The 12,861-nt window shown below is 71.7% G+C and carries 14 protein-coding genes; 10 read left to right on the forward strand and 4 right to left on the reverse strand.

Annotated elements, in window-relative coordinates:
* Positions 1-64: 64 nt before the first annotated feature.
* The 7 genes from FVE25_RS04785 to FVE25_RS04815 all read left to right on the forward strand — a co-directional run bounded on the left by FVE25_RS04785 (position 65) and on the right by FVE25_RS04815 (position 5,700).
* On the forward strand, positions 65-1,075 hold the full coding sequence (locus FVE25_RS04785; RefSeq protein ID WP_181019442.1) for a GTPase family protein: 1,011 nt from the start codon (positions 65-67) through the stop codon (positions 1,073-1,075).
* 29 nt (positions 1,076-1,104) lie between these two features.
* Positions 1,105-1,323 (forward strand): hypothetical protein, encoded by a 219-nt coding sequence (locus tag FVE25_RS04790; protein WP_157245117.1) that lies wholly within the window; start codon positions 1,105-1,107, stop codon positions 1,321-1,323.
* 342 nt (positions 1,324-1,665) lie between these two features.
* On the forward strand, positions 1,666-2,238 hold the full coding sequence (locus FVE25_RS04795; RefSeq protein ID WP_157245118.1) for a hypothetical protein: 573 nt from the start codon (positions 1,666-1,668) through the stop codon (positions 2,236-2,238).
* Between the two features lie 332 nt (positions 2,239-2,570).
* Positions 2,571-3,929 carry a PepSY-associated TM helix domain-containing protein gene (locus tag FVE25_RS04800; RefSeq protein WP_157245119.1) on the forward strand — a complete coding sequence of 453 codons (1,359 nt, stop codon included), beginning with the start codon at positions 2,571-2,573 and terminating at the stop codon, positions 3,927-3,929.
* A 177-nt stretch (positions 3,930-4,106) separates the two neighbouring features.
* A complete protein-coding gene (locus FVE25_RS04805) occupies positions 4,107-4,532 on the forward strand; it encodes a helix-turn-helix domain-containing protein (protein ID WP_157245120.1) in 426 nt (141 codons plus the stop codon).
* 51 nt (positions 4,533-4,583) lie between these two features.
* Positions 4,584-5,153, forward strand: coding sequence for a hypothetical protein (locus tag FVE25_RS04810; protein WP_246266614.1), 570 nt, complete (start codon positions 4,584-4,586; stop codon positions 5,151-5,153).
* Positions 5,143-5,700 (forward strand): hypothetical protein, encoded by a 558-nt coding sequence (locus tag FVE25_RS04815; protein ID WP_157245121.1) that lies wholly within the window; start codon positions 5,143-5,145, stop codon positions 5,698-5,700. Before FVE25_RS04810 ends, FVE25_RS04815 begins: the two co-directional genes overlap by 11 nt.
* Before the next feature lie 19 nt (positions 5,701-5,719).
* Here the strand turns inward: FVE25_RS04815 and FVE25_RS04820 are convergent, their stop codons facing one another.
* From FVE25_RS04820 to FVE25_RS04830, 3 genes are read right to left on the reverse strand one after another with little or no spacing between them, the layout of a single operon-like run.
* A complete protein-coding gene (locus FVE25_RS04820; protein ID WP_157245122.1) occupies positions 5,720-7,180 on the reverse strand; it encodes an NAD(P)/FAD-dependent oxidoreductase in 1,461 nt (486 codons plus the stop codon).
* Between the two features lie 3 nt (positions 7,181-7,183).
* Positions 7,184-7,600 (reverse strand): ATP-binding protein, encoded by a 417-nt coding sequence (locus FVE25_RS04825; RefSeq protein ID WP_157245123.1) that lies wholly within the window; start codon positions 7,598-7,600, stop codon positions 7,184-7,186.
* Between the two features lie 13 nt (positions 7,601-7,613).
* On the reverse strand, positions 7,614-8,384 hold the full coding sequence (locus FVE25_RS04830) for a SigB/SigF/SigG family RNA polymerase sigma factor (protein ID WP_157245124.1): 771 nt from the start codon (positions 8,382-8,384) through the stop codon (positions 7,614-7,616).
* 172 nt (positions 8,385-8,556) lie between these two features.
* On the opposite strand from FVE25_RS04830, the gene FVE25_RS04835 reads away from it, so the two are divergent.
* Positions 8,557-8,886 (forward strand): STAS domain-containing protein, encoded by a 330-nt coding sequence (locus tag FVE25_RS04835; protein WP_157245125.1) that lies wholly within the window; start codon positions 8,557-8,559, stop codon positions 8,884-8,886.
* On the opposite strand, the gene FVE25_RS04840 is transcribed toward FVE25_RS04835, so the two are convergent.
* On the reverse strand, positions 8,883-9,581 hold the full coding sequence (locus FVE25_RS04840) for an ANTAR domain-containing response regulator (RefSeq protein WP_157245126.1): 699 nt from the start codon (positions 9,579-9,581) through the stop codon (positions 8,883-8,885). The two genes, FVE25_RS04835 and FVE25_RS04840, sit on opposite strands and share 4 nt — an antisense overlap.
* A gap of 60 nt (positions 9,582-9,641) precedes the next feature.
* Between FVE25_RS04840 and FVE25_RS04845 the strand changes: the two genes are divergently transcribed.
* The gene (locus FVE25_RS04845) at positions 9,642-11,468 is read left to right on the forward strand and encodes a SpoIIE family protein phosphatase (protein ID WP_157245127.1); all 1,827 of its coding nucleotides are present in this window, start codon (positions 9,642-9,644) and stop codon (positions 11,466-11,468) included.
* A gap of 98 nt (positions 11,469-11,566) precedes the next feature.
* Positions 11,567-12,676 (forward strand): glycosyltransferase, encoded by a 1,110-nt coding sequence (locus FVE25_RS04850; protein ID WP_157245128.1) that lies wholly within the window; start codon positions 11,567-11,569, stop codon positions 12,674-12,676.
* Positions 12,677-12,861: the final 185 nt, after the last annotated feature.

Here is a 12,861-nt window from a genome sequence, read left to right on the forward strand (position 1 = left end):
CCGCACAGTAGTAAACACGCCGACCCAGCAAGATTCCAGATTTTCGGGAGGGTGTTACGTGCGGGTGTCCAGCCCCTTGTCCGCAGAGCAACTGGAACGCATCAAAGCGGATGTATGGCATAAATACGAAACAGAGGCTTCCAGGCCGCTGTCCGTGGCGATCATGGGACAGACGGGCGCGGGGAAGTCGTCTCTGCTCAACGTTCTCTTCGGCGCGGACCTCCCGACCGGCGACATCCGCCCGGTGACCAAGGCTCCCGAGGCCATCACCCTGCCTGTCAACATATCCGGCAAAGATGGCCATTCTCTTACATTCTGGGATATGCCGGGAATAGGGGAATCGGTCCTGGCGGATGCTGATTATTTGGCGATGTATCGGGAAAAGCTCACCGCCTGTGACGTCGTCATCTGGGCCCTCCACTCCGACAACCGGTCCACCACCTACGAGGCCATGTGCCTGCGCCGGATCCTGGAAGGCGACGACGACGCAGCCCTGGTCAACAAGCTGACCTTCGCCATGACCAAGGTCGATCTCCTCACCCCGCCCTCCTGGATCTTCGCCCTGCACGGCGGCAGCGGCGTCTTCGCGCCCGGCACCCGCCTGGCCGCCAAGCTGTCGGACAAAGCCCTCCACTACGAGGAGGTCTTCATCCGCCCCTTCGCGAGCCTGCTCACCGCCAGCACGTACAACCCCGGCGGCTTCGCGGTCGGCGACGAGCGCCTCACCTTCGACGACTACACCGTCCGCTACCGCGGCTACGTCAGCGAGGCCGTGTGCGCGGACTACCAGAGCCGCTACCCCGAGGACGCCGACGTCTTCGCCCGCCTGCGCGACAACCACCGCGTCCTGGCCTGCTCGGCGTTGTTCCGCTTCAACCTCGCCCAGGTCCTGGTGGCCGTGGTCAACAAGCTCGGCGTCGGCGCCACCGCACGCTTCCGCCGCCTGCTCGGCGAGGCCGAGCACCTGGCGGAGGTGCCCGTCGACACCATGCGCGGCCTCGGCAACTTCCTGATCTGGGACGGCGTCCGCAAACTGCTCGACCTGTCCGACCCCGCCATACCCCCCACCCTGTGATCCCCAACCCCGAAAGAGGTACCACGACCATGCCGACGATCAGTGACGAGGACATCCTGTACGCGGTCAGCCAGCGCAGCCGCCAGGACGCCGAATACCGGCGCCAGCTCGACCGGGCCATCAAGCGCAAGGACGAGGACGACATCGCCCGCCTCGTGCGCAAGGCGGTCAAGAAGATCCTCGGGATCATCGTCGACGTGACCTTCGACATCATCGAGATCCTCCTGGGCGGCCGAGGCCGCTCATGAGACCCCGCCCCGCGAGCCCCAGACCGACCACCCGCACCAGACCGACCACCCCCACCAGACTGGCCACCCGCACCAGACTGGCCACCCGCACCAGACTGGCCACCCCCACCAGACCGACCACCCGCACCCGGCTTGCCGCCGAAACGCGGATTTCCACCCGCACCCGGCTTGCCGCCGCCGGGTGGCCTGCGACGCTCGGCGACGAGTGGTGATCGACGGACCATCTCCCGCCCTGGGGCCCTCCGCTGCCGCCCCTGGGGCAGCAGGCCCGGCTCGGGCTGCGCTCCGAGCCGGGCCCTGCGGCAACTGGTGACCATCCGCCACACATGGCACGATTGCCGCGTGCACCTCGGCCGGCCACTTCCCCGCGCAGCCCGCGCCACGGTCTTCTCCGTGGCCTGCGTGCTGTCGTCGCTGGCCATGCACGTCCTGGCAGGGGGCGCACCCGTGCGCCCCGTCACGCTGTACGGCGCCATCGCCGCCGCCTGGGCGGGAGCGTACCTGCTCGGCCGCCGCCAGCGCGGCGTCAACGTCCTGCTCCCCGCCTGCTTCGCCGCCCAGTACGGCATGCACCACCTGTTCACCTGGGGCGCGATCCCGGTACCCGGCCAGCACGGCCACGGCGCCGGCATGGGCACCGGTCTGGGCATGCTGCTCGTCCACGCCATGGTCGCGGTGATCTCCGCATGGTGGCTGGAACGCGGCGAATCCTCCCTGGCCACCGTCATCCGGCTGCTCGCCGCCTCACTGGGCCGCCTGTGGACCGCCCTGCGGCTGCTGGTGAGAATCCCCGTCACGATCCGGTACGGCACCCGCCGCCCCGCCTGGCCGGAGCGCGACACCCCGCGCGACCGCCTCCTGCGCACCGCGCGGCACACCCGCCGGGGGCCTCCGGCGTTCTCCTCCGTTCTCTGACGCGGCTGCCCGCCCGGCCATCCCCGGCCCAGCGCCACCTGGCCGTCTCCGACCCAGGCGCCTGCCCGATCGCCCGTGACCCGGGTACATCCCGGCCGCTCGTGACGCGGCCAGGTCCCAGTCGCCTGTGGCCTGGCAACGTTCCTGGTCGGCCCTGCCCTGTCCACGTTCTGGTTGCCCCTGATCTGGGCCTTGCCTGGCGTGCAGCCGCGGCCTCCGCACTGCCGTGTGCTTTTTCGCCGTACCCGCCACCGGGTTGCGGTTGAACCCTTAACCCCGGTGACGCGTAGCTCCCCATGCGCGCGATCACCCTTGAACGGAGAGACCGTCCGATGACCTCCACCGCCGACCTCCGGCGTACCACCACCGACGCCGCGCCGCCCCGGGAGACCACCTGGACCGCGCTGCGCCCCCTCGTGCTGCGGCTGCACTTCTACGCCGGCATCCTCATCGCCCCCTTCCTCCTGGTGGCCGCGGCCACCGGCCTGCTCTACGCCGCCTCCTACCAGCTCGAGAACCTCGTCTACCAGCACGAACTCACCACCCGGCCGGTCGGCGCGCCGCTCCCTCTCGCCCGTCAGATCACCGCCGCCCAGACGGCGCAGCCCAAGGGCACGATCACCGCGGTCCGCCCCGCCGCCGAGCCGGGCGCGACCACCCGCGTCCTCATGGACACCCCCGGCCTGCCGGAGAGCACCCAGCTGGCCGTCTTCGTCGACCCGTACACCGCCGAGGTCCGCGGCGCCCTGGAGAGCTACGGCAGCTCCGGAGCGCTGCCCCTCCGCACCTGGCTGTCCGGGCTGCACCGCAACCTCAAGCTCGGCGAACCGGGCCGTATCTACAGCGAACTGGCCGCGAGCTGGTTGTGGGTGGTCGCCCTCGGCGGGGTGACGCTCTGGCTGGCCCGGCGCCGCAGGTCCCGCCGCCTCCGGGGCGCGAGCGGGCCGCGCCGTACCCTGTCGTGGCACGGCTCGATCGGGTTGTGGGCCGTGCTCGGCCTGCTGTTCCTGTCCGCGACCGGCCTGACCTGGTCCAAGTACGCCGGGGAGAACGTCGACCAGCTCCGCGCCGCCTTCGGCTGGACCACCCCCAAGCTCACCGCCTCGGCCGGCGACCACGCGGCCCACTCCGGCGGCGGCCACCACGCCGCCGGGCCCGCCGCGGACATCGACCAGATCGTCACCGCCGCGTCGGCCAGGGGCCTGTCCGGCCCCCTGGAGGTCACCTGGCCCGCCGAGCCCGGCGCCCCCTACCTGGTGAAGGAGATCGACAAGACCGCCCCCACCCGCCTGGACCAGGTCGCCGTGGACCCCGCCACCGCCCAGGTCACCGGTGAACTGCGCTTCGCCGACCACCCGCTGGCCGCCAAACTCACCCGATGGGGCATCGACGCCCATATGGGCCTGCTGTTCGGCCTGGCCAACCAGATCGTGCTGGCCGCGCTGGCGATCGGCGTGATCACGATGATCGTCCTGGGTTACCGGATGTGGTGGCAGCGCCGGCCCACCCGCGGCTTCGGCCGGCCGTACCCACGAGGCGGCTGGCGGCGCGTGCCCTGGCCCGTTCTGGTGCTCCTGGTGGGTGTCACCGTGGGCGTGGGCTACTTCCTGCCGTTGATGGGCATCTCGCTGGCCGCCTTCCTGGTCCTCGACGCCCTGCTCGGCCTGCGCGGGCGCGCTTCCGGCGGCTGACGACGCGGGATGGAGCCGGTGCCCGGTGACGCGGGCGCCGGCTTCAGCGTCACCGGCCACGGTCGCCGCCGCGGTCCCACGACGCCGTCAGCGGCCCGTCACCGTCCGGTGGGAAACCCGCCGGGCCGGGGGAGGGGCGCCGCTAGCCTGGACCCTGGGCACACAGGGAGGTGCGGGGTGGGGCGGAGGCCGACCATCGACCGGGACGAGCTGGCGCGGCTCGTCGGGCGGGGGCTCAGCGTGGCGGAGCTGGCGCAGCACTTCGGGGTGAGCGAGTCGGGGGTGCTGCAGGCCAAGCGGGCCGCCGGGCTGTCGCGGGACATGCTGGACCACAAGGCGGCGCTGCCCTGGAAGGTGGCGCGCGAGCACGCGCAGTCGGGGCCGGCCACCAACCTGCGGAATCTGTCGGCGGCGGCCCAGGGGCGGGCGCCGCAGGCGGAGCGGCTCAACACGGCGTTGCGGTGGGCGCAGCGGCTCGTGGACAGCGGGCTTGACGTGGCCTACGACCCGGCCGGCGGGTTCCGCGAAGTGGCGGCCTCGGGCGGGTACTCGCACGTGGGCACGGTGCTGGAAGCGGCCCGGCGGGGGATGGGCGGGGAATAACCCCGGCCTTTCAGGGCAGTCGCCAGGTCTCAACCAAAGAGACCGGAGGCGATGAAGATGACCGCCGAGACGTGGATCTGGGTGGCCGTTGTCGTGGTCGTGCTGGCGGCGCTCGCAGCCGTGGGCTACCTGGTGCTCCAGCAGCAGCGGCGCAGCAGGCTGCGTTCGCGGTTCGGGCCCGAATATGAGCGGATCATGGCCGGGCACGAGAGCCGGCGCGCGGGCGAGCAGGACATGATCGCCCGCGAGCAGCGGCTTGCCGAGCTGGATATCAAACCGCTCACCCCGCAGGCGCGCGACGGTTACGCCGCGCGGTGGACCGAGGTGCAGGAGCGCTTCGTGGACACGCCCGGGTTCGCCGTGACCGAGGCCGACCAGCTGGTCACCGCGGTGATGGCCGAGCGCGGGTATCCGACGGAGGACTACGAGCAGCGGCTTGCCGACCTGTCGGTGGGGCACGCCGCGACGCTGGACCACTACCGGCAGGCTCACACGATCAGCAGGAGGGCCGCCCACAAGGAGGCCTCGACCGAGGAACTGCGCCAGGCGATGGTGCACTACCGGGCGCTGTTCGAGGAACTGCTGGCCGAAACGACCCCGGAAGGCCGACATGCACGCTGACAACCGGCGCCACGAGGACGAGATGCTCGTCCCGGGACCGCGCCAAGACGACCCGAACGACCCGAACGACCCGAACGACAGGTACGAGGGATCCGGCAGGGGGGACACCGCCCCGGACCTGGTCACCGACCAGCCGGACGTGCGCGATCCGGACATGCGCGAGGCCGACATGGCCGAACCCGGTATGCGGGACCCGGACATGGGAGAGCCGGACATGCGTGAGCCGGACATGCGTGAGCCCGGCCTCACCGGGGTGACCAGCCCCGAAGCCGCCGCGCCGTACAACGGGAGCCCGGACGGCGAGAGCCTGCGGCCCGCAGCCGACGATCGGTGGCGGGACGTGCAGGCGGGCTTCGTCGACGACCCGCGCGCCGCCGTGGAACGCGCCGACGACCTCCTGAAGGACCTGCTGCAGGAGGTGACCCGGCAGACCGGCGAGATGCGCGAGCGCTGGACGAGCGAGAACGACACCGAGCAGCTCCGCCTGGCCCTGCGCGAGTACCGGTCGGCGATGGAACACCTGATGGCGTTCTCAGAGAGAAGGTGACGACATGCTGGCGATAGTCTCAGCGATCATTTTCGGCCTCGGCTTCGTGCTCGACCTGCTCGGCACCAGGATCGCGGGCGGAATCTCGGGCACCACGTTCATGCTGCTCGGCCTGTGCCTGCTGGCCCTTCACCAGGCCGGCATCGGTACGGCGAGCTTCCGCGGCACCGGTTCCTGGCGGGGCCGCGCCCGGCGATGAGGCGTACTCGAACTCCCGCCGCGGCTGACTGAGCGCCCCGAGCGCCACGACGTCGCGGCGGAAGAAGAGCGCGAGCGTCCAGTCGATGAGCACGCGGACCTTCCGGTTGAAGGTGGGCACGCGGGAGAGGTGGTAGCTGCGGTGGACCCACCAGGCCAGCGGGCCGCGCAGTTTGCGGCCGTAGATCTGGGCGACGCCCTTGTGCAGGCCGAGGCTGGCCACCGAGCCGGCGTAGGCGTGCCGGTAGTCCCGGCCCGGCCGCCCGCGCAGGGTGGCGATGACGTTGTCGGCCAGCACCTTGGCCTGCCGTACGGCATGCTGGGCGTTGGGCGCGCAGAACTCGCCCGGGCGGGTGAGGTCGGGTACGGCGGCGCAGTCCCCGGCGGTGAAGACGCCGGGGCGGCCTTCGACGGCGAGGGCGGCGGTGGCCTTGACCCGGCCCTTGTCGTCGATGGGCAGGTCGCCGGAGCGCACGGTGGGGTGGGGTTTGACGCCGGCGGTCCACACGAGGGTGGCGGCGTCGAAGGCGGTGCCGTCGTCGAGCACGATGTGGCCGTCCTCGGCGGATTCGAGGCGGGTGCCGAGGCGGACGTCGATGGCGCGGGCGCGCAGTTGTTCCAGGGTCCAGCGGCCCATGTCCTCCCCGACCTCGGGCAGGATGCGGCCGGTGGCCTCGACGAGGTACCAGCGCATGTCCTCGCGGCTGATGGAGGGGAAGTAGCGGCAGGCGTCGCGGGCCATGTCCTCGAGTTCGGCCAGCGCTTCGACGCCGGCGAAGCCGCCGCCGACGAAGACGAAGGTGAGGGCTTGGTCGCGGATGGCCTTGTCGTCGGTGGAGGCGGCCAGGTCGAGCTGGGCGAGGACGTGGTTGCGCAGGTGGATGGCCTCCTCGACGGTTTTGAAGCCGATGCCGGTCGCGGCCAGCCCGGTGATGGGCAGGGTGCGGGAGACGGATCCGGCGGCGACGACGAGAAGGTCGTAGGGGATGTCGCGGGGGGCGCCCCGGTCGGGCTGGAAGGTGACCTTGCGGGCGGCGGTGTCCATGTGGGTGACGAAGCCGTTGAGGATGGCGCACTTGGCCAGGATGCGCCGCAGCGGTACGACGACGTGGCGGGGTTCGAGGTTGCCCGCGGCCGCTTCCGGGAGGAAGGGCTGGTAGGTCATGTAGGAGTCGCCGCCGATGAGCGTGATGCGGGCCTCGCCGGGTCTGAGGCGGCGTTGCAGGCGCAACGCGGTGTACATCCCTACGTATCCGCCGCCGACGATGATGATGTGCTTCATACGTCACCCTTTCCCCGCGAAGCGGAGAATCACCGTGCTGCCCTCCTCCCCGAGCCGGAAGTCCACCTGCCCGGCCAGCAGCCGGGCCACCCACAGGCCCATGCCGCTGGTGGCGTGCCGGGCCGGTGGGTGCTGGCCGAACGCGTGGCCCGCCCAGACGCCGTGGTCGCGGATCTCGATGACCAGGTCGCCGCGCTCGGTCCAGGAGCGCACGCGGGCGGCGGGGGAGCCGTGGGTGACGGCGTTGGTGGCGACCTCGTTGACCGCGAGCACGAGGTCGCCGACCTCGTCGTCCTGGAGCCCGGCCCGCCGGGCCACGACCTCGGCGAAGTGCCGGACTCCGGGCAGGCCGGCCAGGGTGAACTCGAACCCGGCCACGGGCACTCCCGGTGGCGGGCCGTTCCACGGCTTGTCATTCACCCCCGTCTGCCGATCAGCGGGTGAGTTCCTGGCGCAAGTGGTCGAGCACCTTTCTGAGGATGCGGGAGACGTGCATCTGGGAGATGCCGAATTCGGCCGCAATTTCGGCCTGGGTCAGGTTGCCGAAGAAGCGCAGCAGAAGGATGTTCTTCTCCCGGTGCGGGAGGGCGTCGATGAGCGGTTTGACGGACTCGCTGTCCACGAGCTTGCTGAGCGAGTCGTCGTCCTCGGGGATGATGTCGCCCAGTGAGGCGGCGTCGTCGTCGCCGCCGAGCGGGGCGTCGAGCGAGAGCGTGCTGTAGGCGGCGGAGGCGTCGAGGGTGAGCAGGACGTCCTCCTCGCTGATGTCCATCTTCGCGGCCAGTTCGGCGACGGTCGGCGAGCGGCCGAGGTCCTGGCTGAGCTCGGCGACCAGCCGGTTGAGCTCCGAGCGTCGTTCCTGGTAGACGCGGGGCACCCGGATCGCCCAGGTGCGGTCGCGGAAGTGGCGTTTGACCTCGCCGGTCATCGTCACGACGGCGTAGCCCCTGAAGGCGTGGCCGAGCGCGGGGTCGAAGCCGTTGATGGCCTTCATGAGGCCGACGTAGGCGGCCTGGAGAAGGTCCTCCGCGGGCTCGCCGCGGTAGCGGTAGCGGCGGGCGATCTCCATGGCGAGCGGGCGGTGCATTTCGACCAGGCGCTCGCGCAGGCGCTCCTTGGCGCTGTCGGGGGTGTCCGGGTGAGTCATCTCGCCCAGAAGCTGCTCTGCGGTCAGCTCCTCGAGAGCGTATTCCTTCACAGCCATCGCTGCTCCTAGATGAAGTCGCAAGGCGGCCGGCTGCCACATGCAAAAAAGCCCAGGCAGAGGCACGCCTTGCGGCGTTGCATAGGGAAGCCCTCTGCTGGACTTCGCTTCCTAGTATCCCCGCTTTCGCCGGAAGTATTCCTGGGCCACCGGGTGACAGTAAGGTTGCCTCGTGACATTGACCTTGGCGTCGTCGTCCGAGGACGGCTTCACGGTGATCAAAGTTGACGGTGTCCTGGACGCCACCACGCGCGAGCAGTTCGCCGACTACCTCGCGGCCGCCGGCCCCGACGTGGTCCTCGACCTGGCCGGCGTGACGTTCATGGATTCCCGCGCGCTCGGCCTGATCGTGCACCAGTGGCAGACCAGTGTCACCCAGGGCAGCCGCTTCGCCCTCATCGGCGTGCAGTACACCACCTCGAAGGTGATGTGGATCACCGGCCTGGCCACCCGGCTGCCGCTCTACGACACCCTCGACGAGGCCAAGCGCGCCCTGGCCTAACCCCCGCCCTGGCTGTGCTCCTCCACCAGGAGCCTGGCCAGGTCGGCCACCTTCACCTGGTGGTGCTGGGAGATCCGGCGCAGCTCCTCGAAGGCGGCCTCGGCCGAGCAGCCGCGGGACTGCATGATGATCCCCTTGGCCTGGTCGATGACGGCCCGGCCGGCGAGGGCCTCCTGCATCTGGGCGGCGTCGGTGCGCATCTGCTCGAAGTCGCCCAGGTTGGCCATGGCCACCCCCACCTGCCCGGCCAGCATGGCGGCCAGCGCGGGCGCGTCGTGCTCGGGCAGGACGCCGGGCCGTACCGCGTAGAGGACGACCACCAGCAGGACCGGCTCGACGGGGACGGGCAGCGCCAGCACCGAGCGCACGCCCTGGCCGACCGCCAGCGGGGCGTACTCCGGCCAGGGCGGATGGCGCAGCAGGTCGGGGGCGCTCACCGGCTGCCCCGTGCGGCGGGCCTCCACGCTCGGGCCCGCGCCGAGCTCGCGTTCGGCCTCCACGAGCGCGATCAGCTCGCTGTGAGAGCCCGAGACGAGCACCCGGTCGCCCAGCCACTGCTCGGCCGAGCCGCCGGAGCAGCCCGGCACCCCGGCCGCCAGCGCGGTCGTCAGCCCGCGCAGCACGCTTTCGGCGGAGGGCTCGTCTCCGAGGCGCCCGAGGGCGGAGAGCTCCCGGGCGAGAACCATTGTGTCCATAACGCTTGCACACCTTCCCCGTATGGCCGGGTTAATCCATGATGGCGTAGCGTCGGCACCATGACGGCCTCGCTCGAACATGCTCTGGACGCGCTGACGGAGCGGGTGTCGTCGTTGCGCGCGGCCCGCACGGCCTATCCCGCGGAGGCCGGGCAGACGCTCGACGCCGCGCTGGCCGAGCTGGGCACCGCCCTCGAACTGCTCGCCGGGGCCCGCAGGGAGCTGCGCAAGGCGCCCAAGCAGGGCGGCAAGAGCGGCGCGCAGCGTGAGCTCAAGCTGCTGCGCCAGGTGTTCCGGGCCTTCCCGGTCCCGGTGTTCGTGCTGGACGGCGGCGCCGTGGTCCGGCGCCTCAACGCCGAGAGCACCCGGCTGCTCGGCAGCTCCGACGGCTTCCTGGTCGGGCGCGGGTTCCCGCTGCTCGTGGACGCGCCGCGCCGGGCCGCCTTCCGCTCGCACCTCACCGCGGTGCTCCGGAGCGGGGAGCCCGCCTCGTTCGAGACCCGGCTGAGCCACCAGGGCCGCACGCACACCGTCCAGCTCGCGCTGACCCGCCTCACACTCGCGGGCGAGCCGCAGCCGCTGGTCGCCGCCGTCGCGCTGCCCACCGAGACCGACGTCTCCGGGTACGGCGCCGCCGTAGCGCCCACCCGGCCCGAGGGGGCGCTGCTCATGGCGGCGGCGCGCAGGCAGGAGCTGCTGGCCGAGACGGCCAGGACCCTGCTGGAGGAGGAGAGCATGCGCCGCCCGGTGGCCCTGGCCCGCGTGGCCCGGCTGCTGGCCGCCGACTGGGCCGACTGGGTGATCGCCGACGTGCTGCGGCCCGGCGGGCTGCGCCGCGTCACCGTGCTGGCCCCCAAGGACGAGCCGCTGGGCGAGCTGGTGCGGCTGGTGGAACGTGCCGACCCGCTGGCGGGGCCGATGGTGACCCATGTGCTGGAGCAGGGCACCGGGGTGCTGCACGAGATGGTCGACGACGAGGGGCTGCTCGGGTCGGACTCCGGCGGGCCGCTGCTGGCCGCGATGGGCGCCGGCTCGGTCATGAGCGTGCCGATCGGCCCGGGCGAGGGCGTGCTGACGCTGGTCAGGACGCACGAGCGGCCGCCGTTCACGCTGGGCGACCTGGGGCTGATGGAGCAGATCGGGGTCCAGCTCGGCCTGGCCGTACGGGCTCAGCAGGGGTTCCAGTCCCAGTCGCGGGCGGCCGACGCGCTGACCGCGAGCGTGGTGCCGCGCACGTTGCCCGCGCTGCCGGGCTTCGACGTGGCGGCCGTCTACCATCCGGGCGCCCTCGTCGGCGCCGAGTTCTACGACGTCTTCCCGGTCTCCGGCGGCTGGGGCTTCGCCCTGGGCGGCGCCATGGGCAAGGGGGAGGAGGCGGCCTCGGTCAGCGCGATGGTCAGGGGCGGGCTGCGGGTGCTCAGCGTGTGGGAGTCCGATCCGGACCGGGTGGTCAAGCGGGTGGGCGAGGCGCTGGTGCGGCAGGGGTGCGGCATGTTCGTGATGGCCCTGGCCGGGTTCGTGCGGGGCAGGACGCTGCGGCTGTCGTCGGCGGGCCATCATCCGGCGGCGCTGGTGACGGCGGACGGCATGGTCCGCTTCACCTCCGGCGGCGGGGTGCCGCTGGGCATCGCGCACGAGGCCGAGACCGCCTGCGAGGACGTCACGCTGGCCGCGGGGGACACGCTGGTGGTCTTCTCCGAGGGCCTGATCTCCTCCAGGAACGATCACGGCGAGCCGTACGGCGAGGAACGGCTGGCCGACGTGCTCGCCCGGCACGCGGGGGAGGCCCCGGCCACGCTGGCCAAGGCCGTGGAGGACGACCGGCACACCTTCTCCGGCGGGCAGGTGTGGGACGAGATCGTGGTCATGGCCCTCAGACCGGCCTAGGTTTGCTTTTCCACTGGTTTGGGTAAGCTTGATGCGCAGAGTTCGCGTGCCTAAGACGCAGGCACACCTTTACCGCGCTTGTTTCGCTGAGGTGTGCCATGAACATCGCCCTTGTCGCCACCCCCACCGGCAGCCGCCGTGACTCCATGCTCGCCATCGCCCGGGAGCTCGGGCACCGCCATCGCGTCACCATCTACGCGCGCCGCACGAACGCCGAGGACAAGCCGCGCACGCGCCTGGCCTCCGGCGTCACCCTCGAGACCATCGACGCCGGCCCCGCCCGCGAACTGGCCGACGTCGACGTCGTCTCCTACCTGCCGGAGCTGAGCCGCTATCTGATGCGCACGTGGAGCGCCGAGGCGCCGGACGTCATCCACGCCCACTCCTGGACGTCGGGCCTGGCCGCGGTGGCCGGTTCGGAGGGGCTGGGCGTGCCGGTGACGCAGACCCTGCGGCCCTCGGGCCCGGCCCGCCTGAAGCTGGAGCAGGCCCTCGGCCGCCGCGCCGACGCCGTCATCGCCGGGTCCGGCGACGAGGAGTCGAAGCTGATCCGGCTGGGCGTGCCGCGCCGCAGCATCGCGATCATCCCGGCCGGGGTGGACGTGGACAGGTTCCGCAGGCACGGTGCGGTGGCCGCGCGCGGCGCCGGTCAGCGCATTCTGTACGTGGGCGACCTCACGCCGGACAAGGGCGCCCACACCGCCGTGCGCGCGCTGGGCGCCCTCCCGGAGGTGGAACTGGTCGTGGCCGGCGGCCCCGACCCCGCGGACCTGGCCACCGACCGCGACGCCCGCCGCCTGGCCGGTCTGGCCGCCGGCCTGGGCGTCGGGGACCGCGTCCGCCTCCTGGGCCGGGTGCCCAGGGCGCAGATGCCGCGGCTCATGCGCAGCGCCGACGTGGTCATCACGCTGCCGCGCGAGGCGCCCGGCGGCATCGTGGCGCTGGAGGCCATGGCCTGTGGCGTCCCGGTCATCGCCTCCGCCGTGGGGGCCCACCTGGACTCCGTGGTGGACGGCGTCACCGGCCTGCTCGTCCCGCCGGACCGCCCCGCCCGCACCGCGCGCCTGGCCCGCAGGCTGCTCACCGACGTGACGCTGCGCACCGCCCTCGGGTACGCCGGGGCCGACCGGGTCCGTTCGCGCTACTCGTGGGAGCGCATCGGCCAGGAGTTGGTGCGGGTCTACGAGGACGCTCTGGTCAGATCCTGAAATTTCAGGGTACGGCGGCGCCGCACGGGTCTCCCGGGCGGCGCCGTCCTATTCCCACACGTCAGGCATGGTATGAGCGATTTAAGTGGCATACACCACACTTTTTCCGGTGTTGACGAGGTTTCTTGGCTGATGTTTATTTAGGCATGCCTTGCCTAAGTTTGGTAAGGCATGCCTAACTTTTT

It is taken from the genome of Nonomuraea typhae, assembly GCF_009760925.1.
GTDB lineage: Bacteria > Actinomycetota > Actinomycetes > Streptosporangiales > Streptosporangiaceae > Nonomuraea > Nonomuraea typhae.